This is a genomic window from Bacillus pinisoli (genome assembly GCF_023036475.1).
Classification (GTDB): domain Bacteria; phylum Bacillota; class Bacilli; order Bacillales; family SA4; genus Bacillus_BS; species Bacillus_BS pinisoli.
Genome location: NZ_JAJQKI010000018.1, coordinates 1 through 23,040, shown reverse-complemented (window position 1 = coordinate 23,040; position 23,040 = coordinate 1). Strand labels below are relative to the sequence as shown.

The following is a 23,040-nucleotide window of genomic DNA, read 5'->3' as shown; positions in this document are numbered from 1 at the left end:
ATAATGCTAACATAGGAAAAATTAACCGTCAACTACTTTTTCTTGTAGCTTTTAAAATAAAATAACCCTTACTTTTCGCTACCGTTTCTACTAGAGGTGTTAGCGTTTTAAGCTTTTCAATAGCAGATGGAGCTCCTTGCTTCTTCTGGATGACGATCCAAAGATCCCCACCAACGACTAACCGATTAAAACCCTCTTCAAAAATCTCATGGACCACTTTTTTACCCGCACGTATAGGAGGGTTGGTAATCACCGCAGCATATCGCTCTTGCCTTACATCATTAAGAGCATTACTATAATAGACTTCGATATTTTCAACAGCATTATTTTTAGCGTTTTGTTCCGCTAGACCAAGCGCTCTTTCATTCACATCCACCATCTCTACGACTCGATCCGGAAATTCCTTAGCTATCGTAATACCAATCGGCCCATAACCACAACCAACATCTAGAATATTCCCGGCCACATTACCGATTTGTATGGAATCTATTAATAACCTCGAACCAAAATCTATCTCCGCCTTTGAAAAAACACCTTGATCGGTTGTAAAGGTTAGTGAATGACCTCGAAGTGTATAAGAAAAACTTTGCTGTTTACTTTCGACCGACGGATTTCGAGAATAATAATGTTCACTCATCACAAACACCTCCCATTGTTTTATTATGGCTCTTTTCTAAGTATTGTTGCTTCTCGAACTATTTTTTCCAATAATTATCCCTCTTAATACTATAAATTGAAGTGATAATTATTAGAAAAGAGCAACTTTCTCTATTAAAAGTACTGACCACTATACTACGGAGTAAAAATCCGGCTTTGGGGATTTTTGCAAAAGCAATAATTAACCGTATAAAAATAAGCTCGCTATAGTAGCGAGCTTATTTTATATCAATATTACTTAACTTCTACGTTTGCTCCAACTTCTTCAAGCTTAGCTTTGATTTCTTCTGCTTCTTCTTTAGCTACGCCTTCTTTAAGTGGCTTTGGAGCGTTGTCTACTAATTCTTTAGCTTCTTTTAAGCCAAGACCAGTAAGTTCACGAACAACTTTGATAACCTTAATCTTTTGGTCACCAGCGCTTGCAAGAATTACGTCAAATTCAGTTTGCTCTTCAACAGCAGCAGCACCAGCAGCAGCTACAGCTACAGGAGCAGCAGCAGTTACACCGAATTCTTCTTCAATTGCTTTTACTAGGTCGTTAAGTTCTAAAACAGTCATACTTTTAACCGCTTCAATGATTTGTTCTTTAGTCATGAGAGATATCCTCCTTTTATTTTTAACAAAGTTTTTTGTTTTGCATTACGATGCTAGATTAAGCACCTTGTTCTTCTTTTTGATCTGCAACTGCTTTTGTAGCAAGAGCAAGATTGCGGATTGGAGCTTGAAGTACGCTAAGTAACATAGATAGTAATCCTTCACGAGATGGAAGTTCAGCAAGAGCTTTAACATCTTCAAGTGATGCGATATTACCTTCAATTACACCAGCTTTAATTTCAAGCTTTTCGTTTTTCTTTGCGAATTCGTTAATGATCTTAGCAGGAGCAACAACATCTTCCGAGCTAAATGCGATTGCATTTGGACCCGTTAAATATTCGTTTAATCCTTCTAATCCAACTTCTTCAGTAGCACGACGAGTTAATGTGTTCTTATACACCTTAAACTCAATACCAGCTTCACGAAGTTGCTTACGTAATTCTGTTACTTGCGCAACCGTTAATCCACGGTAGTCAACAACAACTGTAGATTTACTTTCACGAAGCTTGTCAGCAATTTCAGTTACAGTTTGTTTTTTCAGTTCAACTGCGCTGCTCATTTCTACACCTCCTGTAAAATTACTACATATATACCGATCAATTGGGTGTATTAAAAAACCTCCATGTTTATCATATAGACATGGAGGTAGTTATAGACAGCAAATAGTTTGCTTCTGTATCTAATCACCTCGGTAGGAAATTAAGCCAGATGGCACCTACTGTCTACGGTATAAATGTTTTTAAACAACATTTAATATATTACAGCTATTATAGCTGATTGTCAACTATTAGTTTTTGATAGCTACGAAAGTTGAAGGATCTACCTTTACTCCAGGTCCCATTGTAGAACTTAATGCAACGTTCTTCATGTAAGTCCCTTTAGCTGCAGCAGGCTTAACCTTTAAAAGCGTATCGTATACAGTTGTAAAGTTTTCAACTAACTTTTGATCGTCAAAAGAAACTTTCCCAACTGGAACATGGATGATACCAGCTTTATCTACACGGTACTCAACTTTACCAGCTTTAATTTCGTTAACTGCTTTTGTTACATCAAATGTAACAGTTCCAGTTTTAGGGTTTGGCATTAAACCTTTAGGTCCTAATACACGACCAAGTTTACCAACTTCACCCATCATGTCAGGTGTTGCTACGATTACATCAAACTCAAACCAACCTTGGTTGATTTTGTTAATGAAATCTGCATCTCCTACATAATCAGCTCCAGCCGCTTCTGCTTCCTTCGCTTTTTCACCTTTAGCAAATACTAATACACGTTGAGTCTTACCTGTACCATTTGGTAGTACAACTGCTCCACGGATTTGTTGGTCTGCTTTCTTAGGGTCAACTCCTAAACGGAACGCAGCTTCAACAGTTGCATCAAACTTTGCTACACTTGTCTTTTTAACAAGTTCCACTGCTTCAGCAACAGCGTATGCTTTAGAGCGATCAACAAGCTTTGCAGCTTCTAAATACTTCTTACCTCTTTTAGCCATTTTACTTTTCCTCCTTGATTGTGGTTTTAACGGATATTCCTCCCACGAATAAAGGTTGCGAAATGGTACATGTCCAAATCCGCAACCTTAACCATCCATTAGAGAATCACGGGATTAGTCTTCAATAACAATTCCCATGCTGCGTGCTGTACCTTCTACCATTTTCATAGCAGCTTCAACGCTTGCTGCGTTTAAGTCAGGCATTTTTTGTTCTGCGATTTCGCGAACTTTATCACGCTTAACTGTTGCAACTTTCTTCTTGTTAGGCTCACCAGAACCTGACTGAATTCCAGCTACTACTTTTAATAGAACAGCAGCAGGCGGAGTTTTCGTAATAAATGTAAATGAACGGTCTTCAAATACCGTAATTTCAACAGGGATAATTAAACCTGCTTGATCAGCAGTACGAGCATTGAATTCCTTACAGAATCCCATGATGTTAACACCTGCTTGACCTAGTGCAGGACCTACTGGTGGTGCAGGATTTGCTTTACCTGCAGGGATTTGAAGTTTTACTAATTTAATAACTTTTTTAGCCACGAGACACACCTCCTTAAAGTCCGTGATGTGGTAATAGGGTTTTTACCCTCCCACTCATCTTCTTTTCTCAAAAAGAATTTTGACGAATATCGTCTTCTATTTGAAGACATATTGACCTATGCAATATTACCACTTTTTAAAATTGAATTCAAGTTTTATCTTTAGATTTTTTCAATTTGCGAGAAGTCTAGTTCCACTGGAGTTTCTCTACCAAACATATTTACATGTACTTTTGCCTTGTGCTTAATCTTATCAATTTCTTCAATAGTACCTGTAAAGTTAGCAAATGGTCCCTCTGAAACTTTCACGCTTTCTTTTAATTCAAAATCAATATCAATTTTCGTTTGTTCCATACCCATACGTTTAAGAATAAACGCAATTTCTTCTGGTTGAAGTGGTGTTGGTTTTGAGCCAGAACCTGCCGACCCTACGAATCCTGTTACACCTGGTGTATTTCGAACCACATACCAAGAATCATCTGTCATGATGATCTCAGCAAGTACATACCCAGGGAAAACTTTCTTCTTCGTTACCTTCTTTTTACCGTTCTTTAATTCTGTTTCCTCTTCTTCTGGTACAATCACGCGGAAGATCTTATCTTGCATCCCCATTGATTCTACACGCTTTTCTAAGTTAGCTTTTACTTTATTCTCATAGCCTGAGTAAGTATGAACGACATACCATTGTTTTTCCATGTATTAGGACGCTTGTCCTTCCCTCCCAAAAATCATATTGCTTGTAATTCAACGTTATTATGTAAATCTTGTAGTTTGCCAACTATGCTGTATTTATTTTTTTTCGTTAGAACCCTGCCGTCTCATTTCGTTCCAGACTCTTGCTTTCCGCGGGGAGAAAGTCGAGCCTCCTCGGCTTCGCCTGTGGGGTCTCGACCCTTCCTCTTTACCCCGCAGGAGTCAAGTGTCTGCCACTCCATTTCACTACTGTTGTATAAATTGTGTACTAACAATAATTAAAACAACGATAAACAGTTAATTAAAAAGGCTCTTTCTAAAACGAAAGCAACCATCTATACGGAAACAGCCTTTAAAAAAGACAAATTAAAAAACCCGTTTAACGGGCTTTTTTACAGGCTTCTCAAGTTCTATCCACATTATACCATGAATTTACCATAATTATTCAAGTATTAAACGAATTAAAGAAGAAATACCCGTATCAATGATTGCGAAAAAGACAGCTACGAATGTAACCGTAGAAACTACCGTAATAGTGTATCGAGTAAGTTCCTTTCTTTTAGGCCAGCTTACTTTTTTCATTTCACGAACTACATTACGTAAAAATTTCGTCACACGTTGCATGTTTGATTACCTCCAGCTATATTCCAAACGGTCAATCTATTTTGTCTCACGATGTATCGTGTGAGTATTACAAGCTTTACAGAATTTATTCATTTCAAGTCTAGTATCTTGATCCGTTTTCTTCATGGTTGAATAGTTTCGATGAAAACAAACCTCACAAGCTAGTACTACTTTTTTCCTCATGAAAGCACCTTCTTATAGATTTAAGACAGCTTTTAATCTATAAAAATGTATCACAGCATGAAAATATATGTCAACAAGCCTTTTTTACAAAGATATTTCACGAAGCTCTAGGTAGCGCTCTAATTTACGCTTCACCCGTTGAAGAGCATTGTCGATAGATTTGACATGCCTATTTAATTCTTCTGATATCTCCTGATAGGATTGACCATCTAAGTACAGGACAAGCACTTTTCGTTCTAAGTCACTTAACAACTCCGCCATCTTCACTTCAATATCATCAAATTCTTCTTGGTTGATTATTAATTCTTCTGGGTCTAAAATTTTAGCTCCTGAAATTACATCCATAAGGGTCCGATCTGATTCTTCATCATAAATCGGCTTATCTAATGATACGTATGAATTAAGAGGAATATGCTTTTGTCTTGTTGCTGTTTTTATCGCGGTAATGATTTGTCTCGTAATACATAGTTCAGCAAACGCTTTAAATGAGGATAGCTTGTCCTCTTTAAAATCACGTATTGCCTTATAAAGACCAATCATACCTTCTTGGATGATATCCTCGCGGTCTGCTCCTATTAGAAAATAAGAGCGTGCTTTGGCCCTCACAAAATTACGATACTTATTGATTAAGTAATCAAGCGCTTCTGCATTTCCTTGATGAACATAATCAACAACAATCTCATCCTCTAACTCTTCGAACTTCATGTTGTCACTTTCCTTGAGGTATGAACTCACTCCTATCCCTCCGGACTCTCACACAGTAGTTAGCAATATTATACAGTAGACTTTTCGACAGCGTCAACAGGTCAACGCTCTCCTCGGCGCCATTTTTCAAAAATTTCTGCCATTTCATCTGAAAGCTGAATCCTAGAAGAAGGTCTTTTTTCATGCTTTTTTTGGAGTGTGGTCTTTATTTGTTTTTCAAAAACATTCATCTCATTTAAAAGTTCCATCGCCGACTTTCTAAGAGCGCCCTGTCCAAATATGACCCACTGTTCCGTATAATCTGAAGTCGCAACATGTATTTGAGTTCTTACATTTTTTAGCTCTCTTGCAAGCTTTTCAATTCTTTCATCCGCCGTTTCACTTTCCCTTGTAAATATGACCTCAACTTTATGATCTTTCTTCTTTTTTTCGATACCCTTCACTAGGTGAGCATCAAAAACAACAATCACTCTGTATCCAGACGCTGCTTTATATTCAGCCATTTTTTCAATGAGTAGGTCTCTAGCTGCTGAAAGGTCATTTTGTTTAAGCTCTCTTAGCTTAGGCCATGCACCGATAATATTGTAGCCATCAACGAGTAGTACATCCATAGACCCTATTCCTCAAGAGGCTGTCTTTTGCGAAGCACCTCAAACATTAATAAGCTTCCTGCAACCGATGCATTTAGTGAGGTAACCTTTCCTACCATCGGTAAACGGATAAGAAAATCACATTTATCTCGCACGAGTCGGCTCATCCCTTTTCCTTCACTTCCAATGACAATTCCAAGTGGAAGGGTTGCATCCATCTTGCGGTAATCTGTTTTACCAGAAGCATCTGTACCGATAATCCAGACTCCCCTTTCCTTTAATTCCTCAATCGTTCTAGCCATGTTTGTCACTCTTACAACCGGCACATATTCAATAGCACCAGTGGATGCTTTTGCTACTGTTGCTGTTAAACCGACAGCTCTGCGTTTTGGAATGATTACCCCATGTGCACCCGCTGCGTCTGCCGTTCTTAAGATAGATCCTAAATTATGAGGATCTTCAATTTCATCTAACAAGATAAAAAATGGGTCCTCCCCTTTCTCACGTGCACGTTGAAATAAATCGTCAATCTCTGAATATTGATAAGCAGCTACTTGTGCAACAATCCCCTGGTGATTACCATCATATAATTGATCCAGTTTTTTTCTTGGTGCAATCTGAACAATGACCCCTGCTTCTTTAGCAAGTTGCATAATTTGACCTGTTTGCCCCTTTAAGGCTCCTTCTGCTATAAGGATTTTATTAATGTCTCTACCTGAGCGTAAAGCCTCTAATACAGGATTCTTTCCAATTACTATTTCTTGTGACATTTATTTTCCCCCTTTCCTCTCTTCAATCAATTGGATTGAAAGCTCAATCAGCTCATGTAGCCGATCTGTATTTTTCATTAAGTAATGGTAACCTATTAGTGCTTCAAAAGCCGTACTATAACGATATGTTTGAACATCTGTATTCTTAGGAATAGAGCCCGACTTCGCGTTTCTTCCCCTTTTAATAATGGCCTCTTCAGCTTCCGTAATAATCTGTCTGTTAAGAAACTCATGGACAATGTATGCTTGTGCTTTGGCTGATACAAAGTTTGTTGCTTCACGATGTAGTTGATTAGGTCTTACACTTCCTTTTAGAAGGAGATGATGCCTTATACTTGCTTCGTATATGGCATCACCCATATATGCCAGTGCTAAACTATTTAATAGATCTCCATTTATACCCTTCTCTATCATCAATTATCCTCTTTTCCACCTTGTTCCCTGCGGTGTGTCCTCTAGGATAATATTCATTTCCTTTAGTTGATCACGAATTTGATCAGCAAGTGCAAAGTCTCGGTTTTTTCGTGCTTCAATTCGTTTTTGTAAGAGATCTTCAATTTCTTCATCCAATAATTCATGTTCTGTTTGTAAACTTAAGCCTAATACATCCATTAATTCTTCAAATAAAGCCATGAATTGTTGAATCACTTGTTCTGAAGTCGTCTTTTCCATTAAATATAAATTAGCGGTTTTGGATAGCTCAAATAATACTGAAATAGCATTAGCTGTATTAAAATCATCGTCCATTTCCACCATAAACGTTTCACGAATTCTGTCTATTTTCCCTAACCATTCTTGGTCTTCAACAGTAAGATTCGTGCTACTTTCCAGGCGATGCTTTAGATTTTCATAGGATGTGATAATTCGTTCAAAACCATTCTTCGCACTGTCTACTAGTTCTTGGCTAAAGTTAATCGGATGACGATAATGAACGGATAGCATAAAGAATCTTAGTACTTGAGGATTCACTGTTTTTAAAATGTCATGCACTAGGATGAAATTCCCTAGAGACTTTGACATCTTCTCATTATTGATATTGATATACCCATTATGCATCCAGTATCTTGCAAATGTTTCCTCGTTCAGTGCCTCAGATTGAGCAATCTCATTTTCATGATGAGGGAAGGTTAGGTCTTGACCACCAGCATGAATATCAATGGTATTACCAAGGTACTTTTTCGCCATTGCCGAGCACTCGATATGCCAGCCCGGACGTCCTTTCCCCCATGGACTATCCCAAAAGATTTCTCCTTCCTTTGCATCCTTCCAAAGGGCAAAATCTAGAGGGTCTATTTTCTTTTCTCCTACCTCAATTCTTGCGCCCGAACGTAGATCCTCAATTGGTTGATGAGAAAGCTTTCCATACCCTTCAAATGCTCGTGTTTTGAAGTAGACATCACCCTCCGCTTCGTAGGCATATCCTTTTTCAATGAGCTTCTCAATGAATTCAATAATAATATCCATGCTTTCTGTTACTCTTGGATGATAGTCTGCTTTTTTGCAACCTAGAGCAGAAACATCCTCAAAGTAAGCATCAATAAATCGGTCAGCTATAGTTGGTACGTCTTCCCCTAGTTCATTGGCCACTCTTATTAACTTATCATCTACATCTGTAAAGTTAGAGATGAATTGTACATCATAGCCACGATATTCAAAATAACGTCTAACCGTATCAAAGACGATTGCAGGTCTGGCATTTCCTATATGAATATAGTTATAAACGGTAGGACCGCATACATACATCTTCACTTTACCTTCTTCAATAGGCTGAAATAATTCTTTTTTTCTAGTAAGTGTATTATAGAGTTGGATGGCCACTTTCAATCTTCCCTTCTTTAAGTTGCTTTAATTCAAACTGTAATGCTTGAATTTCACGATCTAGTTCTTTTAATCGATCTGCTACTGGGTCTGGTAGATTACAATGATCTAAATCATTCTTAATTCTAATACCGTCCTGGATGACGACTTTTCCTGGGATCCCTACTACTGTTGAATTAGCTGGTACATCATGAAGGACGACAGAACCAGCACCTACCTTTGAGTTTTCACCGATTGTAATAGACCCGAGCACTTTGGCACCAGTTGCAATTAACGCGTTATCTTGGATAGTAGGATGTCTTTTTCCTTTTTCCTTACCTGTTCCGCCCAGAGTCACTCCTTGAAAGATGGTCACATTATGACCTATCTCACATGTTTCTCCAATAACAACTCCCATTCCATGATCGATAAAAAAACGTCTACCAATCTTTGCTGCTGGGTGGATCTCTATACCTGTAAAAAATCTACTTATTTGTGAAACACTTCTTGCAATAAAAAACATATTTCGTTTATAAAATGCATGAGCTATACGATGAGCCCAAATTGCATGAAGCCCTGAGTATGTTAAGACAACCTCCATCGTGCTTCGTGCTGCAGGATCCTGCTCAAATACTACTTGAATATCTTCTTTCAGCATTTTTAACATACGATACAAGTGACTCCCTCCTTTTTCTTTGATGACTAACTTCTTCCTGATTTTTTAGCTTTTTCACAGAACTAAAATAAAAAGCGCCTCTGTGTATATAACACAGAGACGCTTAATTGCGCGGTTCCACTCTGTTTAGACAGCTAGTATGTAGCCATCTCAACTTTAACTCTTATAACGGTGAGTACCGCTTCTATCTACTTTACTGTTCAATAGAAGACTCAGAGGTGCATTTCAGTTATAGTGCTCCTGAACCACTTTCAGCCGGTGATGGTTCTCTCTGCAAAGGAACGTTCCTATACTTACTTTCCTCATCAACATTTTCACGTATCAAAACTTATAAATCAATCTTATGTTACTATATTACACTATTTCAATTTTGTTAACCAATAAGTTGTTCAATTCTTTTAGTAACGGTTTCTAAACCTAATAAAGAAATGGCTTTAGGTAGATCTGGACCATGTGTTTGGCCAGTGGTTGCCACACGGATCGGCATAAATAATTTCTTACCTTTTTGACCCGTTTCTTTCTGGGTTGCTTTAATAGCAGCTTGAACTTTCTCTGCGCTGAATTCTTCAAGTTGGTTTAATTGTGCCAAAAACACTTTCATTACGTCAGGGACTTGTTCTTCTGCTAGTACTTGTTTAGCCTCTTCATCGTATTCAATATCAGTCTTAAAGAATAGTTCTGATAGCTCAACAATCTCTGCACCGTAACTCATTTGCTCTTGGTATAGCCCTACAAGACCTCTTAACCAGTTTTCTTCAGCTTCAGTTCTAGTTTCCTTTATCTTACCCGCTTTTATTAAGTGAGGTAAAGCTAGTTGAACCGCTTGATCCACATCAAGCTTCTTCATATATTGGTTGTTCATCCACGCTAGTTTTTGTGTATCAAAAACTGCAGGTGATTTAGATAGTCTAGCTGGGTCAAAAATATCAGTAAACTGCTCTTTACTAAAGATTTCTTCTTCTCCGCCTGGTGACCATCCTAATAGTCCGATAAAGTTAAACAATGCTTCTGGTAAATAACCTAATTCCTCGTATTGCTCAATGAACTGGATAATGCTCTCGTCACGTTTACTTAATTTTTTACGTTGTTCATTCACAATTAACGTCATATGTCCGAATGTTGGGATCTCCCAGCCAAAAGCTTCATAAATCATCATTTGTTTAGGAGTGTTAGAGATATGATCCTCACCACGAAGAACGTGGGTAATACCCATAAGATGATCGTCTACAGCAACGGCAAAATTGTAAGTAGGTGTCCCATCCTTTTTAACAATGACAAAGTCACCCATACCTTCTGATTCAAAGCTAATATCTCCTTTAACCATATCGTTAAAGCGATATACTTTTCCTTCAGGGACACGGAAACGAATACTAGGTTTTCTACCTTCTTTTTCAAGAGCTTCACGTTCTGCTTCTGTCATGTTACGGTGACGTCCTGAATATTGAGGCGTTTCACCTTTAGCCATTTGCTCTTCTCGTTCTTTTTCTAACTCTTCTTCCGTACAATAACATTTATAAGCAAGACCTTTTTCAAGTAATTCATTATAGTAAGTTTGGTATATTTCATTTCGCTCTGATTGACGATAGGGTCCGTACTCTCCACCTACATCTGTACTTTCATCCCAATCAACACCCAGCCACTTTAAATATTTTAGTTGAGATTCTTCTCCACCTTCAATATTACGCTTTTGATCGGTATCTTCTATTCGAATAATAAATTTCCCATTTTGATTTCTTGCAAATAAATAATTAAATAAAGCCGTTCTTGCATTACCAATATGTAGATGACCAGTTGGGCTTGGTGCATATCTTACACGAATTTCTTTTAGTTCCATTTCTTACACCGTCCTGTTATCCTATTTATCTAACTTTCCTTAGTTACTTTTTCTGAAGTCAACGCTGTATTTTCTAATTTGAAATGAACAATAGTCCATACCTAAACGAACGTTAATACAGCCTATTTTAACACCTGTTTAGATTAGATGCATCTTTTTTCCATACTACTCTTGATTCAAGACGAACAGATTTATGTTAATGAGCTTTATTTCAAATCAGCCTTCTGTATTAAGACAACCGCCTGAGAAGCAATTCCTTCTCCTCTACCAGTAAAACCAAGTTTTTCGGTAGTGGTTGCTTTTACATTAACTTGTTCTGGAGTAGCGTGTAATAACTCTGCTATTCTATTTTTCATTTGTTCAATATAGGGTGCCATTTTAGGTGCTTGGGCAATAATGGTGCAGTCCACATTTGTAAGCACATACCCTCTTTGTTCCACAAGCTCCCAAACATGAGATAATAGCTTTGCAGAGTCCGCTCCCTTAAATGCAGGGTCTGTGTCCGGAAAATGTTTACCGATATCTCCTTCTCCAATTGCACCTAAACAGGCATCTGCTATTGTATGTAATAATACATCTGCATCTGAATGTCCGATTAACCCTTTTTCATATGGAATAGTGATTCCTCCTACGATGAGTGGATATCCTTCTCCTAATTGATGAACGTCAAATCCTTGTCCAATTCGAAACATAATGGTTCCCCCTTATACCTGTCGCTTTCTTAATATAGCTTCTCCATAAAGAAGATCTTCAGGTGTTGTTAGTTTTATATTATCGTAATCTCCGTTCACAATGCTTACTGGTTTATTTAAGTTTTCAACTAAACTCGCATCATCCGTACCTACAAATTGATTATGAAAAGCTTCCTCATAGGCTTCTACTAATAATGGGACATGAAAAGCCTGAGGTGTTTGAACGGACCATAAGCTTGACCGCTCAACAGTTTCTGCCACTATACCATTTTCTGCTCTTTTTATCGTATCCTTTACAGGTACAGCTAAGATGGCTGCTCCTGATTGTGAAGCTTCCTTGATAAGATTATGTATTTTATCTATGGTAATGAACGGTCTTGCTCCATCATGAACTAACACAAGCTCATTGGTAGATGAGATTTGCTTTAGACCATTATACACACTATGCTGTCTTTCTTCTCCACCGCTAACAAAATGAATGACTTTTTTAATATGATAATCCTTAATAAGCTTTTTAAACGTTTCAATTTCAGTGTTATTAATCACAAGGATGATTTCAGTACAATTTACATCCTGATCAAACACAGATAATGTATGTATAATAACGGGTCGGTCACCTAGTAGAATAAACTGCTTATTCTGCTCGGCTCTCATTCGTTTACCCTGCCCCGCTGCAGGAATGATAACTTTATACTTCATAGTTCCTCCTAAAAAGCTTCAACTTTGACCTCTGCCAAAGACTTTGAAAAGAGAAGGGAAATATCCCTTCTCTTTGTTATTCTTACTATATAGTAAAGAAATTTTTATAAGATTACAAAGCCTTTTCAAGTAATTTAGGCTTGGCAAAAATCATACGTCCAGCTGATGTTTGAAGTACACTTGTTACTAAAACGTCAATACGTTTACCAATATAGTCTCTGCCATCTTCAACAACAATCATGGTACCGTCATCAAGATACGCCACACCTTGATTATATTCTTTTCCATCTTTAATCACTTGTACGTTTAGCTCTTCACCAGGAAGAACAACTGGCTTAACGGCATTAGCTAAGTCATTAATATTTAAAACAGCTACGTTTTGAAGCTCACATACTTTGTTCAAGTTAAAATCATTTGTGACAACTACGCCTGATGTAAGTTTAGCTAACTTTACAAGCTTACTATCAACTTCTTGTATCTCTTCGAAGTCACCCTCATAGATTTCAACCTTAATCGCTAGTTCTTTTTGAATTCTATTTAAGATATCTAAGCCTCGACGCCCACGATTTCTTTTTAACACATCAGAAGAATCAGCAATGTGTTGAAGTTCTTCTAAGACGAATTGTGGAATGACAATCGTACCTTCGAGAAATCCGGTTTGGCAAATATCTGCTACCCGACCATCAATGATCACACTCGTATCTAATATCTTCAGTGCGCCTTTTTCAACGGTATCCTCTTCTGTTTCTTTTTTCTTACCTTTATTAGAAATTGAAAATAGATTTATAAGTTCATCTCGCTTTTTGAAACCAACCTGGAACCCTAAATAACCTAATAATAGGGTTAGTAGGATTGGGATGACCGTATTTACTAGAACAAACTCAATGGTTTTAAGAGGAATTGCTATTAAAAAAGCAACAAATAAACCTAAAACTAGTCCTAAACTTCCAAATAACACCTCAGCCACGGGTGCTTTTACTAAACCTTCTTCAATCCATTTAATAAAATCAACTACGTAATCAACTAACCAAAATGTGATGATAAAAAATATAATGGCACCTAAACCTGCTCTAGTATAAGGAGACTCCATAAAAGGATGAGTATTCACGTCTAATAATGAAAATAAGGACGGTATAAAAAAAACTCCTAATGTTCCACCGACAAGTAAAAAGCTTAGTTGCACTACTCGTTTTATCATACATTCACCTCCTATTTATTCATTATAAACACTTTGCCATCTTTGAAACCTATTATTACAAGAGTTTATTAAAAATGTTGTATTTTTGACATAGTCTTGTAAAAAAGGTTGTCTTTGTGCTATCAAATAAAACTAAAATTACAAATGCAAGTGAAGCCTTGAATCTGGGAAGGAATCTACATTTGCCGATCGATAAAATGCTGTTCCTGTAATCTTCGTAATCCTTCTCTTATCTTTTTCGACCTTACCTCTCCAATTCCCTCTACTTCATCTAACTCATCAGTTGTTGCTTTTAATATATTCCTTAAATGACTAAACTTAGCAATAATGTTCATGATGATAGGTAAGGGAAGTCTAGGGATTTTGTATAGAATTCGGTAACCTCTAGGTGTAACAGGATCGTCAACATTCGTAATGGTAGAATACTTAAGCAACTTTAAGATTACACCATCATCTAGCAATTCCGAATTAGAAAGAACTTGAAGCTTCTTAACAATTGGATAAGGATCCGTGTTATCTACATTGGAGTAGTCGCGAATTAAGAGGGCCGCTTCATCTTCAATGTGGGCAATTAATTCTTTCATTTGTAAACGAATTAATCTTCCTTCTACACCTAATTCATCAATATAACTTAAGATCTCATTCTTTATACGTAGAACCATCTCAATACGATGTAAAACCTGTACTACTTCTGATAGTGTGACCAAATCTTCAAATTCTAACGCACCTAAATTTGTAATACTTTGATCTAAGACACTTTTATACTTTTCAAGTGTTTGAATCGCTTGATTTGCCTTTGTTAGGATCACCCCGATATCTTTTAGCGCATATCTAAAATTCCCTTGGTATAAGGTAATAACATTGCGCCTCTGGGAAATTGCAATGACAAGGCTTCCTGTTTGCTTAGCAACCCTTTCTGCAGTCCGATGCCTCATTCCTGTTTCAGAAGAGAGAATCGTTGGATTAGGAATCAGTTGCGCGTTAGCAAATAAGATTTTACCACCCGTTTCATTTAAAATAATGGCACCATCCATTTTCGCCAGCTCATAAAGTTGAGCCGGTGAGAACGGACAATTAATTGAAAATCCACCATCTACGACAGAGCGAACTAAGTCGTTGTATCCAACAACGATTAGTCCTCCTGTTTTAGCACGCAGTACATTATCAACGCCTTCACGAATAGGTGTTCCTGGGGCGATAAATTGAAGAATCTCTGTGATGTCTTTTTCACTCTGCTTGAAATCTTCCATTTACCTATCCTCCTAATGTAAGTTGTAAAGCTTGCTTAACATGCTCAACTCCTACCACTTGTATATCAGCCGGGACATTCCAGTTGCCTATATTCTTTTCCGGAATAATAGCACGTTTAAATCCTAGCTTTGCCGCTTCCTGTACCCTCTGCTCTATTCTTGATACCCGTCTAACTTCTCCAGTTAAACCTACTTCCCCAATTAATATGTCCGTTGCAGAAGAAGGCTGATCTTTAAAGCTTGAAGCGATGCTAACAGCAACTGCTAGATCAATTGCTGGTTCATCCAATTTTACGCCTCCCGCTACTTTCAGATAAGCGTCTTGATTCTGTAGGAGTAATCCGACACGCTTTTCTAATACGGCCATAAGAAGTGATACTCGGTTTACATCTAGACCCGTTGCCATTCGTCTCGGGTTTCCAAAGCTCGTTGGAGATACAAGAGCTTGAATCTCTACTAAAACAGGTCTAGTACCTTCCATCGATGCCACAACCGTTGATCCCGCTGCTCCTTTTGAACGTTCTTCTAAGAATATTTCTGAAGGATTTAATACCTCTTCTAACCCTTCTTCCTTCATTTCAAAAATACCCATTTCATTGGTAGATCCAAAACGATTTTTTACCGCTCGCAAAATACGGTAAGAGTGATGTCGCTCACCTTCAAAATAGAGAACAGTGTCAACCATGTGCTCAAGAAGCCTTGGTCCAGCAATAGCTCCTTCTTTCGTGACGTGTCCTACAATAAAGATGGCTATTCCTTTCGTTTTAGCAATTCTCATAAGCTCTGATGTACATTCTCGCACCTGAGAAACGCTTCCCGGTGCTGATTGTACTTCTGGGTGGAATATAGTTTGTATAGAATCCACTACTACAAATGAAGGATTTGTATCTTCAATGGATTTCGTAATAAGTTCTAGGTCGGTTTCAGAAAGTACGTATAATGAGTCGGACGAAACATGAAGACGTTCAGCCCTTAGTTTTGTTTGTTTAACTGATTCTTCTCCTGAAATATAGAGGACGCTTTGATTTGAGGCTAAGTAAGATGAGATTTGCAAGAGAAGGGTTGATTTTCCAATACCAGGATCTCCACCGATGAGAACGAGTGAGCCACGAACAATCCCACCACCTAGTACTCGATTAAATTCTGTGATATCTGTTTTAATTCTAGGCTCCTGTACGGTTTCAACATCCTTTAGCTTAATTGGCTTAGACATTCCTTCGCCAACAGAGGCTGTAAAGGTCAGCTTTCTTCCGGATTTACTTGGTTCCATTTCTTCAGTAAATGTATTCCATGCACTACAGCCTGGGCACTTCCCCATCCATTTTGGTGATTCATATCCACAAGCTTGGCAAATAAACTTGGTTTTTCGTTTCGCCATGTTTTCTCCCTTTCTATACCTTACCATTCAATTCTTTATTTTATGATATCTTATTGTATCTTTTATCAAGGCTCTTTTCAAAACTTTGCTTTTCGTTTTCTTTTTTGGCTTGCAACCCCTTCTAAGTAACACAAAGTTCATAAGGAAATATAAAAGGCTCTTTTCGCATTATTTGTTGCTCTTAGTGAGTTAAATGTAAATAATTTGTCGTTCTATGCGCTCCAGACACTTGCTTTCCGCGGGGAGGAAGTGTCTGGAGCTCCATTCCACTACCTTTTCTAAACGATACAGGCTACATTTATCGTTAAAAGTAAGCTTAACTTCAGAAGAAATAGGTTAAAAAGCAACAAAGTTTTAGAAAAGAGCCATATAAAAAGAGAGGGCTATACTAGCCCTCTTACATCATCGTTGTTTTCTCTACTTGTCTAACAATAAATTCATTATTTTCAACATCTAATTCTACTTTTTGGCCCTTTTCAATGGTACCCTTTAGCAACTCTTCAGATAAACGATCCTCTACATTTTTCTGAATAGCTCTTCTTAATGGACGGGCACCGTATTCAAGGTCATTTCCTTCTTCAGCAAGCTTATCTAAGGCAGCATCTGTTACAACTAGATCAATAAGCTGCTCGGTTAGACGCTTCGTTAATTGCTCTGTCATTAGGGAGATAATCTCTCTTAAGTGTTTCTTTTCTAACGAATGGAACACGATGATTTCATCAATACGGTTTAAGAATTCTGGACGGAAGGCTTTTTTAAGTTCATCCATAACTTTACCTTTCATGTCCTTGTAATCCTGTCCTTCATCCTGAACGTTAAAGCCAACATACTTGTTACGCTTTAATGTGTCTGCCCCGACATTGGATGTCATGATGACAATCGTATTTCTAAAGTCAACCGTACGACCTTTTGAATCTGTTAAACGGCCATCTTCTAGTACTTGTAATAAAACATTAAATACATCAGGGTGAGCCTTCTCAACCTCATCTAATAAGACAACAGAGTATGGCTTACGACGTACCTTCTCTGTTAATTGTCCACCTTCTTCATATCCTACATATCCTGGAGGTGAACCAACTAAACGGGAGGTTGAATGCTTTTCCATATATTCCGACATGTCAATTCGGATCATTGCATCCTCATCACCAAACATTGACTCAGCTAAAGCACGAGCCAGCTCGGTTTTACCAACACCAGTTGGACCAAGGAAGATAAATGAGCCAATAGGACGCTTAGGGTCTTTTAGACCTGCTCTTGCGCGACGAACTGCTTTGGATACTGCTACTACAGCCTCCTGCTGACCAATTACACGAGAGTGAAGGATTTCTTCAAGCTTTAACAGCTTCTCTGTTTCAGATTCAGCAAGCTTAGATACTGGGATCTGAGTCCAGCTAGCTACAACTAACGCAATGTCCTCTGTTGTCACTTCTGAATTTTCTTGTCCTTGCTTTTCTTTCCAAGACTTCTTTGTTTCTTCTAACTGTTCTCTTAAACGTTGTTCTGTATCTCTAAGTGAGGCTGCTTTTTCAAATTCCTGACTTTGCACGGCAGCATCCTTTTCTTTTCTAACTTCCTCTAACTGATTTTCAAGCTCCTTTAGATTAGGAGGCGTTGTATAAGAACGTAGACGTACCTTTGAAGCGGCTTCATCTATTAAATCAATTGCTTTATCCGGAAGGAAGCGATCCGTGATATAGCGGTCAGATAGCTTAACTGCTTCTGTTATGGCTTCATCCGTGATCGATACACGGTGATGAGCTTCATAACGGTCGCGCAGACCTTTTAAGATTTGAATGGATTCCTCTAAAGTAGGTTCATCTACTTGAATTGGTTGGAAACGTCTTTCTAGGGCTGCATCTTTTTCGATATACTTACGGTATTCATCTAGTGTTGTGGCCCCGATACATTGTAGCTCCCCTCTTGCTAGAGACGGCTTTAAAATATTTGACGCGTCAATTGCACCTTCTGCTCCACCCGCACCAATTAAAGTATGAAGCTCATCAATGAATAAAATAATATTACCAGCCTGGCGAATTTCATCCATTACCTTCTTTAAGCGATCTTCAAATTCACCACGATATTTTGTACCAGCTACTACAGTCCCCATATCCAAGGTCATTACACGCTTATCACGTAATGTCTCAGGCACTTCGTTATTAATAATCTGCTGAGCAAGTCCTTCTGCAATTGCCGTTTTACCAACACCCGGTTCCCCGATTAAAACAGGATTGTTTTTCGTTCTACGGCTTAGTACTTCAATGACACGCTGAATTTCTTTACTTCTTCCGATTACAGGATCAAGACTTCCTTCTCTGGCGATTGCCGTTAAGTCTCTAGCTAGACTATCAAGAGTTGGTGTATTTGCATGTACAGATGCTCCGCCTTGGTGTGAACCAGATGACGATTCATTACTACCTAGTAATTGAAGCACCTGTTGACGAGCTTTATTTAAGCTAACACCAAGATTATTCAGAACTCTCGCAGCTACTCCTTCACCTTCACGGATCAGTCCTAAGAGAATATGCTCTGTACCTACATAAGAGTGACCAAGTTTTCTAGCTTCATCCATTGAAAGCTCAATCACTTTTTTAGCTCTAGGTGTATAGTGAATCGTTTGAGATGCATCTTGCCCTCTTCCAATTAAAGATTCTACTTCCTGTTGAATCTTATCAGGGCTCAGTCCTAGCGCCTGTAGAGCTTTCGCTGCTATCCCTTCACCTTCACGAACAAGTCCTAGCAATATATGTTCAGTCCCAATATTATTGTGTCCTAGTCTAACAGCTTCCTCTTGCGCCAATGCTAATACCTTCTGTGCACGTTCAGTAAAGCGTCCAAACATCATATCGTTTTGCCTCCTTCGTTATCTAATGTATTCTTCTCCATTTTTAGGCGTTCTCTAATTATAGTTGCTCTTCTACTATCACGTTCTGCTGGACGAAGTGGTCCACCTGCATATTGCTGTAAAAATCCCGGTTGTGTTAAAATCATTAGTTCATTAAGTATATTACTAGAAACATCATTTATGAAACCTAAATCAATTCCAAGCCTTACATCCGATAGACATCGAGCAGCCTCTTTTGATTCAATAATTCTAGCATGAGCAAGTACACCGAATGAACGATGGACCCGGTCCTCTAGTTGAATCTTTGACGTCTTGACTAACGCTTCCCTTGCCGATCTCTCTTGGACAATTAGTTGATGAACAACGCTTTTTAGATCCTCAACAATGTCATCCTCCGTTTTTCCAAGTGTCAGTTGATTGGAAATTTGAAAGATATTTCCTAATGCTTCACTGCCCTCTCCGTAGATTCCTCTTACGACGAGGCCCAGTTGATTAATAGCTGGAATAATCCTACTCATCTGTTGAGTCATGACTAGCCCAGGTAGATGCATCATCACAGATGCTCGCATACCAGTACCTACATTAGTTGGGCAGCTTGTTAAATAGCCATGTTTTTCATCAAAAGCGTAATCAACGTGGTCTTCAATCCAATCATCTAATTGATTAGCAGCCTCTAAAGCCTCTGTTAATTGAAGACCAGGAAACAAACATTGAATTCGAATATGGTCTTCTTCATTAATCATAATACTGAATTCCTCATTCTCTGAAAGAAGACAAGCACCAAAGTTGGTCTCTTCTGCAAGGTGAGGGCTAATCAAATGCTTCTCTACTAATACCCTCTTTTCAATGGGTTGAAGCTCATTCATCTTCAATATCTCAAAATGAATACTCTCTTCTGAAGTCTTATTTAAAAATTTTTCTTCAAACAGTTGAATAATTTCTTTGGCTTCTTCATTTGTAGAAATAAGCGGAAATGAATAGCTCTCAATATTTCTCGCTAGCCTTATCCTACTACTTAATACTATGTCAGAATCAGGACCTTCTTGACTCATCCATGGACTTATTGCCTGTTTAATAAATCGTTGAAGTGACATAATTACTGTCCCTCCCCTTTTGGAGCACCAAGTGATGCCTCTAATTCTCTAATTTTATCTCTTAATTTAGCTGCTTGTTCAAATTCTTCATTTTCAATTAAATCTTTTAGCTCTCCTCTTAACAAGCTAATTTGCTTTTTCACATGGATACTTCCACCAATCCTCTTTGGGATTTTACCTGAATGTACCGTGTTTCCACTGTGAAGCCTACGAATAACAGGATCTAACTGGTGTTGAAATGCCTTATAACAATTAGAGCAGCCAAATCTCCCAACCTTTGCAAACTGTTGAAAGGTAAGCTTACAACGCTCACACTGTATAACCTCTGTTGGGGTAAAAGCATTAGAAGAATCCTTCTGAAAAGGTTTATGTTCAAAGTTAAGAAGTCCTGCTAAAAGATTGTTAAATGAGAAGCCATCACCATTAGAGAACATGGATAGTTCTCCTTTTTCCTTTGCGCAATGATCACAAAGATGAATTTCGGACTTCTCACCATTTATTATTTTAGTAAAGTGCAAAGTCGCAGGTCTTTGCTGACATTCCTGACAAACCATATCTCACACTCCCGAACTAAAAACTTAAGATCTATTTATTTATACTTTAAAGTACTTAACATTGATTTCAGTAAACGAGCTCTTAACTCATCTCGATGAGGAAGATTTAGTAAAAGAACAGAACGGTCCATTACACTCAGCATTATTCTTGCTTCTTTCTCTGTAATAATCTCCTCTTCGACTAGTCTAACAATGATATCTTCTGCATTACTCTGGGATACCTCTTTATTAATGAGTGTCATGATTTGGTCTAGTAAGTGTGTGCGGTCATCAATTTCCACTTTTACAATTCGGATATAACCTCCACCACCACGCTTACTTTCCACGATATATCCTCTTTCAAGGGTAAAACGAGTATTAATTACATAATTAATTTGAGAAGGGACACATTGAAACTTATCTGCAATCTCATTCCGTTTTATTTCAATGGCGTTATCTCTACTAACGTCTAATACTTGCTTTAAGTAGTGTTCAATTACATCTGATATATTCCTCACTCAACCCCCAGCCCTTTCTGACTTTGACTATCTTTGACTTTAATATCATTATATAAAGCTTACCTGTATTTTTCAACTAACAACCCTTTTCCTACATCTATCCTAGCCAAAAATGGGCGAAAACATGATGAGAACATCATAATTTCGTAAAATTTTGTATCCCTTCAATTAAATATAGCTCCTTAATAATGTCCAATTCCTTTTTTCCTCTCAGTTCAAACTTAATCTTTATCTCATTTTTATTTTCTAAATCGGTTGAAATTACCTTAATTTTCCCACTATGCTGATTAATGCATTGAATCACTTTTACAAAAGATTCTCTAGATAAGATCACTTCAATGGTGGCTCTTCTTCTTCCTTGTAAAAATTGACTTTCAAACCTATTAAGTAGGATAAGAATCACTAAAATAATGACTGTTGTGATAATGGCTACTTCATATAATCCTGCTCCAATAATTAAGCCAAGCCCGGCTACCACCCATATAGAGGCTGCAGTTGTCAAACCCCTTACAGTCGAATCTTTGACTAAGATTGTTCCTGCTCCTAAAAATCCAATACCACTAATAACATATGATGGAATACGAGCAGGATCAAACTGTATATTTTCATGATCAATAACCGATTCAAATCCAAACAAGGATAATATCATCATTAAGCATGATCCCACCCCCACTAACAAATGCGTCCTAAATCCTGCAGGGTGCTGATTCACCTCGCGCTCAATTCCAATAAGGCCACACAATAAGACAGCCAACAACAAGCGTCCCACTATAATAACTAGTTCATTTTGTAAAATGACATCCATCTTCCTGTCCTCCTATTGGTGTTTAAACTATCGTATAAACATAGAGAGGCTATTATGACATTTTGCATGAAATTGGGCGCTATTTGTTTGGAACTAGAGATGATAGAGTTGTCCTTTGGGGATAGAGTCTATTAAATGGGTGTTGTTGAGACCGAGTTAGGGTGAGTTTAGTATTTAATGAGGTAGATTTATAATTGGTAGTGGGAATGGTGGTGTGTGGGGTATATCTAGAGGTCCTTGCATTGCTTTTAGATGAGGTGTGGCTAATGAGATCTATCTAACAGCTGTCTTACTATACTCCTACCTAGGCAATGCCTCTGCTACTAATAATGTAATCTAACCAGTAACCTACAAGTTCGACTATTTGCCGAAATTGTAATGTTTAGGCTCTTATCTAAGATATTATTGCTTTTTTTATTCGTAAGCAACAGTCTATTCAAAAAGTGCCTATGTTTAAGGTGCTTTTGTTTAAAATTGTTAAAATTTTTATAAAGAAAGGGGAGTTTTTGTTACTTTTGAATCTCATACGCGCGGGGCGTACGTTAGTATACTATCAAATGGAGTCACAGCTCTACTCCATTTGGGGATTTCACGGAAATATGCGTTATTTCAGCTTTTTGGTTGGTATTTCCACGGAAAGTTTAGTTATTTCACGATTTTCTACTTTATTTCACAATGTTACTCCGTAATTCCACGAAAGCAAAGAAAACACAAAAAAAAGCAGCTATAATTAGCTACTTTTTCTTACATGTGCTTGGCAACGTCCTACTCTCACAGGGACAAAGTCCCAACTACCATCGGCGCTGAAGAGCTTAACTTCCGTGTTCGGAATGGGAACGGGTGTGACCTCTTCGCCATCATCACCAAACTATTTTAT

The 23,040-nt window shown here is 37.9% G+C and carries 25 protein-coding genes, 1 rRNA gene and 2 other annotated features; all 26 genes read right to left on the bottom strand.

Translation table 11 applies throughout. The annotated features are described in order from the left end of the window. Positions 1-28: 28 nt before the first annotated feature. On the bottom strand, positions 29-637 hold the full coding sequence (locus LT143_RS18215; RefSeq protein ID WP_246945513.1) for a class I SAM-dependent methyltransferase: 609 nt from the start codon (positions 635-637) through the stop codon (positions 29-31). A gap of 254 nt (positions 638-891) precedes the next feature. Beyond that, the gene (rplL, locus tag LT143_RS18210) at positions 892-1,251 is read right to left on the bottom strand and encodes a 50S ribosomal protein L7/L12 (RefSeq protein WP_246945510.1); all 360 of its coding nucleotides are present in this window, start codon (positions 1,249-1,251) and stop codon (positions 892-894) included. A gap of 58 nt (positions 1,252-1,309) precedes the next feature. Further along, the gene (rplJ, locus tag LT143_RS18205; RefSeq protein WP_246945507.1) at positions 1,310-1,810 is read right to left on the bottom strand and encodes a 50S ribosomal protein L10; all 501 of its coding nucleotides are present in this window, start codon (positions 1,808-1,810) and stop codon (positions 1,310-1,312) included. Between the two features lie 43 nt (positions 1,811-1,853). Next, positions 1,854-1,997, bottom strand: a sequence feature (ribosomal protein L10 leader region). A 41-nt stretch (positions 1,998-2,038) separates the two neighbouring features. After that, positions 2,039-2,743 carry a 50S ribosomal protein L1 gene (gene rplA, locus LT143_RS18200; RefSeq protein ID WP_246945504.1) on the bottom strand — a complete coding sequence of 235 codons (705 nt, stop codon included), beginning with the start codon at positions 2,741-2,743 and terminating at the stop codon, positions 2,039-2,041. A gap of 114 nt (positions 2,744-2,857) precedes the next feature. Beyond that, positions 2,858-3,283, bottom strand: a complete 426-nt coding sequence (rplK, locus tag LT143_RS18195; protein ID WP_246945501.1) for a 50S ribosomal protein L11 — start codon at positions 3,281-3,283, stop codon at positions 2,858-2,860. A gap of 161 nt (positions 3,284-3,444) precedes the next feature. Further along, on the bottom strand, positions 3,445-3,978 hold the full coding sequence (gene nusG, locus LT143_RS18190) for a transcription termination/antitermination protein NusG (RefSeq protein WP_246945497.1): 534 nt from the start codon (positions 3,976-3,978) through the stop codon (positions 3,445-3,447). A gap of 438 nt (positions 3,979-4,416) precedes the next feature. After that, positions 4,417-4,599, bottom strand: coding sequence for a preprotein translocase subunit SecE (secE, locus tag LT143_RS18185; RefSeq protein WP_246945494.1), 183 nt, complete (start codon positions 4,597-4,599; stop codon positions 4,417-4,419). Positions 4,600-4,635: 36 nt separating this feature from the next. Beyond that, positions 4,636-4,782, bottom strand: a complete 147-nt coding sequence (rpmG, locus tag LT143_RS18180) for a 50S ribosomal protein L33 (RefSeq protein WP_246945491.1) — start codon at positions 4,780-4,782, stop codon at positions 4,636-4,638. Positions 4,783-4,866: 84 nt separating this feature from the next. Beyond that, a complete protein-coding gene (sigH, locus tag LT143_RS18175) occupies positions 4,867-5,487 on the bottom strand; it encodes an RNA polymerase sporulation sigma factor SigH (protein ID WP_246945641.1) in 621 nt (206 codons plus the stop codon). Between the two features lie 101 nt (positions 5,488-5,588). Further along, positions 5,589-6,098: an NYN domain-containing protein gene (locus LT143_RS18170; protein ID WP_246945487.1), complete on the bottom strand. Its 510-nt coding sequence runs from the start codon at positions 6,096-6,098 to the stop codon at positions 5,589-5,591. A 5-nt stretch (positions 6,099-6,103) separates the two neighbouring features. After that, the gene (rlmB, locus tag LT143_RS18165; RefSeq protein ID WP_246945484.1) at positions 6,104-6,847 is read right to left on the bottom strand and encodes a 23S rRNA (guanosine(2251)-2'-O)-methyltransferase RlmB; all 744 of its coding nucleotides are present in this window, start codon (positions 6,845-6,847) and stop codon (positions 6,104-6,106) included. Beyond that, entirely contained in the window at positions 6,848-7,261 is a 414-nt protein-coding gene (locus tag LT143_RS18160) for a Mini-ribonuclease 3 (RefSeq protein WP_246945481.1), read from the bottom strand. Positions 7,262-7,264: 3 nt separating this feature from the next. Next, positions 7,265-8,665, bottom strand: coding sequence for a cysteine--tRNA ligase (cysS, locus tag LT143_RS18155; protein ID WP_246945478.1), 1,401 nt, complete (start codon positions 8,663-8,665; stop codon positions 7,265-7,267). Continuing rightward, complete coding sequence (cysE, locus tag LT143_RS18150) at positions 8,646-9,311, bottom strand: serine O-acetyltransferase (protein WP_246945639.1); 666 nt, start codon at positions 9,309-9,311, stop codon at positions 8,646-8,648. The genes cysS and cysE overlap by 20 nt, the downstream gene beginning before the upstream one ends. A gap of 101 nt (positions 9,312-9,412) precedes the next feature. Next, positions 9,413-9,638: a binding site (T-box leader), on the bottom strand. 55 nt (positions 9,639-9,693) lie between these two features. After that, on the bottom strand, positions 9,694-11,154 hold the full coding sequence (gene gltX, locus LT143_RS18145) for a glutamate--tRNA ligase (protein ID WP_246945475.1): 1,461 nt from the start codon (positions 11,152-11,154) through the stop codon (positions 9,694-9,696). 206 nt (positions 11,155-11,360) lie between these two features. Further along, entirely contained in the window at positions 11,361-11,846 is a 486-nt protein-coding gene (gene ispF / locus LT143_RS18140) for a 2-C-methyl-D-erythritol 2,4-cyclodiphosphate synthase (protein ID WP_246945472.1), read from the bottom strand. A 12-nt stretch (positions 11,847-11,858) separates the two neighbouring features. Next, positions 11,859-12,545 (bottom strand): 2-C-methyl-D-erythritol 4-phosphate cytidylyltransferase, encoded by a 687-nt coding sequence (ispD, locus tag LT143_RS18135; protein ID WP_246945469.1) that lies wholly within the window; start codon positions 12,543-12,545, stop codon positions 11,859-11,861. Between the two features lie 112 nt (positions 12,546-12,657). Then, complete coding sequence (locus LT143_RS18130; RefSeq protein ID WP_246945467.1) at positions 12,658-13,743, bottom strand: PIN/TRAM domain-containing protein; 1,086 nt, start codon at positions 13,741-13,743, stop codon at positions 12,658-12,660. Between the two features lie 176 nt (positions 13,744-13,919). Next, positions 13,920-14,993, bottom strand: coding sequence for a DNA integrity scanning diadenylate cyclase DisA (disA, locus tag LT143_RS18125; protein WP_246945465.1), 1,074 nt, complete (start codon positions 14,991-14,993; stop codon positions 13,920-13,922). Positions 14,994-14,997: 4 nt separating this feature from the next. After that, positions 14,998-16,371 (bottom strand): DNA repair protein RadA, encoded by a 1,374-nt coding sequence (radA, locus tag LT143_RS18120; protein ID WP_246945463.1) that lies wholly within the window; start codon positions 16,369-16,371, stop codon positions 14,998-15,000. A 397-nt stretch (positions 16,372-16,768) separates the two neighbouring features. Continuing rightward, positions 16,769-19,213: an ATP-dependent protease ATP-binding subunit ClpC gene (clpC, locus tag LT143_RS18115; protein ID WP_246945461.1), complete on the bottom strand. Its 2,445-nt coding sequence runs from the start codon at positions 19,211-19,213 to the stop codon at positions 16,769-16,771. Further along, positions 19,210-20,307, bottom strand: a complete 1,098-nt coding sequence (locus LT143_RS18110; RefSeq protein ID WP_246945459.1) for a protein-arginine kinase McsB — start codon at positions 20,305-20,307, stop codon at positions 19,210-19,212. Before LT143_RS18110 ends, clpC begins: the two co-directional genes overlap by 4 nt. Before the next feature lie 2 nt (positions 20,308-20,309). Next, entirely contained in the window at positions 20,310-20,861 is a 552-nt protein-coding gene (locus LT143_RS18105; protein WP_246945456.1) for a protein-arginine kinase activator protein McsA, read from the bottom strand. A 35-nt stretch (positions 20,862-20,896) separates the two neighbouring features. Further along, entirely contained in the window at positions 20,897-21,358 is a 462-nt protein-coding gene (locus LT143_RS18100) for a CtsR family transcriptional regulator (RefSeq protein WP_246945454.1), read from the bottom strand. 136 nt (positions 21,359-21,494) lie between these two features. Beyond that, positions 21,495-22,163 carry an MgtC/SapB family protein gene (locus LT143_RS18095; RefSeq protein WP_246945436.1) on the bottom strand — a complete coding sequence of 223 codons (669 nt, stop codon included), beginning with the start codon at positions 22,161-22,163 and terminating at the stop codon, positions 21,495-21,497. Between the two features lie 752 nt (positions 22,164-22,915). Then, positions 22,916-23,031: ribosomal RNA gene (gene rrf / locus LT143_RS18090) — 5S ribosomal RNA — on the bottom strand. Positions 23,032-23,040 lie beyond the last annotated feature (9 nt).

Bases quoted from the DNA above. Each gene is read 5' to 3' on its own strand.
- LT143_RS18215 (WP_246945513.1), bottom strand. From the start codon at position 637: ATGAGTGAACATTATTATTCTCGAAATCCGTCGGTCGAAAGTAAACAG.
- rplL (WP_246945510.1), bottom strand. From the start codon at position 1,251: ATGACTAAAGAACAAATCATTGAAGCGGTTAAAAGTATGACTGTTTTA.
- rplJ (WP_246945507.1), bottom strand. From the start codon at position 1,810: ATGAGCAGCGCAGTTGAACTGAAAAAACAAACTGTAACTGAAATTGCT.
- rplA (WP_246945504.1), bottom strand. From the start codon at position 2,743: ATGGCTAAAAGAGGTAAGAAGTATTTAGAAGCTGCAAAGCTTGTTGAT.
- nusG (WP_246945497.1), bottom strand. From the start codon at position 3,978: ATGGAAAAACAATGGTATGTCGTTCATACTTACTCAGGCTATGAGAAT.
- secE (WP_246945494.1), bottom strand. From the start codon at position 4,599: ATGCAACGTGTGACGAAATTTTTACGTAATGTAGTTCGTGAAATGAAA.
- rpmG (WP_246945491.1), bottom strand. From the start codon at position 4,782: ATGAGGAAAAAAGTAGTACTAGCTTGTGAGGTTTGTTTTCATCGAAAC.
- sigH (WP_246945641.1), bottom strand. From the start codon at position 5,487: ATGAAGTTCGAAGAGTTAGAGGATGAGATTGTTGTTGATTATGTTCAT.
- LT143_RS18170 (WP_246945487.1), bottom strand. From the start codon at position 6,098: ATGGATGTACTACTCGTTGATGGCTACAATATTATCGGTGCATGGCCT.
- rlmB (WP_246945484.1), bottom strand. From the start codon at position 6,847: ATGTCACAAGAAATAGTAATTGGAAAGAATCCTGTATTAGAGGCTTTA.
- LT143_RS18160 (WP_246945481.1), bottom strand. From the start codon at position 7,261: ATGATAGAGAAGGGTATAAATGGAGATCTATTAAATAGTTTAGCACTG.
- cysE (WP_246945639.1), bottom strand. From the start codon at position 9,311: ATGTTAAAAATGCTGAAAGAAGATATTCAAGTAGTATTTGAGCAGGAT.
- gltX (WP_246945475.1), bottom strand. From the start codon at position 11,154: ATGGAACTAAAAGAAATTCGTGTAAGATATGCACCAAGCCCAACTGGT.
- ispF (WP_246945472.1), bottom strand. From the start codon at position 11,846: ATGTTTCGAATTGGACAAGGATTTGACGTTCATCAATTAGGAGAAGGA.
- ispD (WP_246945469.1), bottom strand. From the start codon at position 12,545: ATGAAGTATAAAGTTATCATTCCTGCAGCGGGGCAGGGTAAACGAATG.
- LT143_RS18130 (WP_246945467.1), bottom strand. From the start codon at position 13,743: ATGATAAAACGAGTAGTGCAACTAAGCTTTTTACTTGTCGGTGGAACA.
- disA (WP_246945465.1), bottom strand. From the start codon at position 14,993: ATGGAAGATTTCAAGCAGAGTGAAAAAGACATCACAGAGATTCTTCAA.
- radA (WP_246945463.1), bottom strand. From the start codon at position 16,371: ATGGCGAAACGAAAAACCAAGTTTATTTGCCAAGCTTGTGGATATGAA.
- clpC (WP_246945461.1), bottom strand. From the start codon at position 19,213: ATGATGTTTGGACGCTTTACTGAACGTGCACAGAAGGTATTAGCATTG.
- LT143_RS18110 (WP_246945459.1), bottom strand. From the start codon at position 20,307: ATGTCACTTCAACGATTTATTAAACAGGCAATAAGTCCATGGATGAGT.
- LT143_RS18105 (WP_246945456.1), bottom strand. From the start codon at position 20,861: ATGGTTTGTCAGGAATGTCAGCAAAGACCTGCGACTTTGCACTTTACT.
- LT143_RS18095 (WP_246945436.1), bottom strand. From the start codon at position 22,163: ATGGATGTCATTTTACAAAATGAACTAGTTATTATAGTGGGACGCTTG.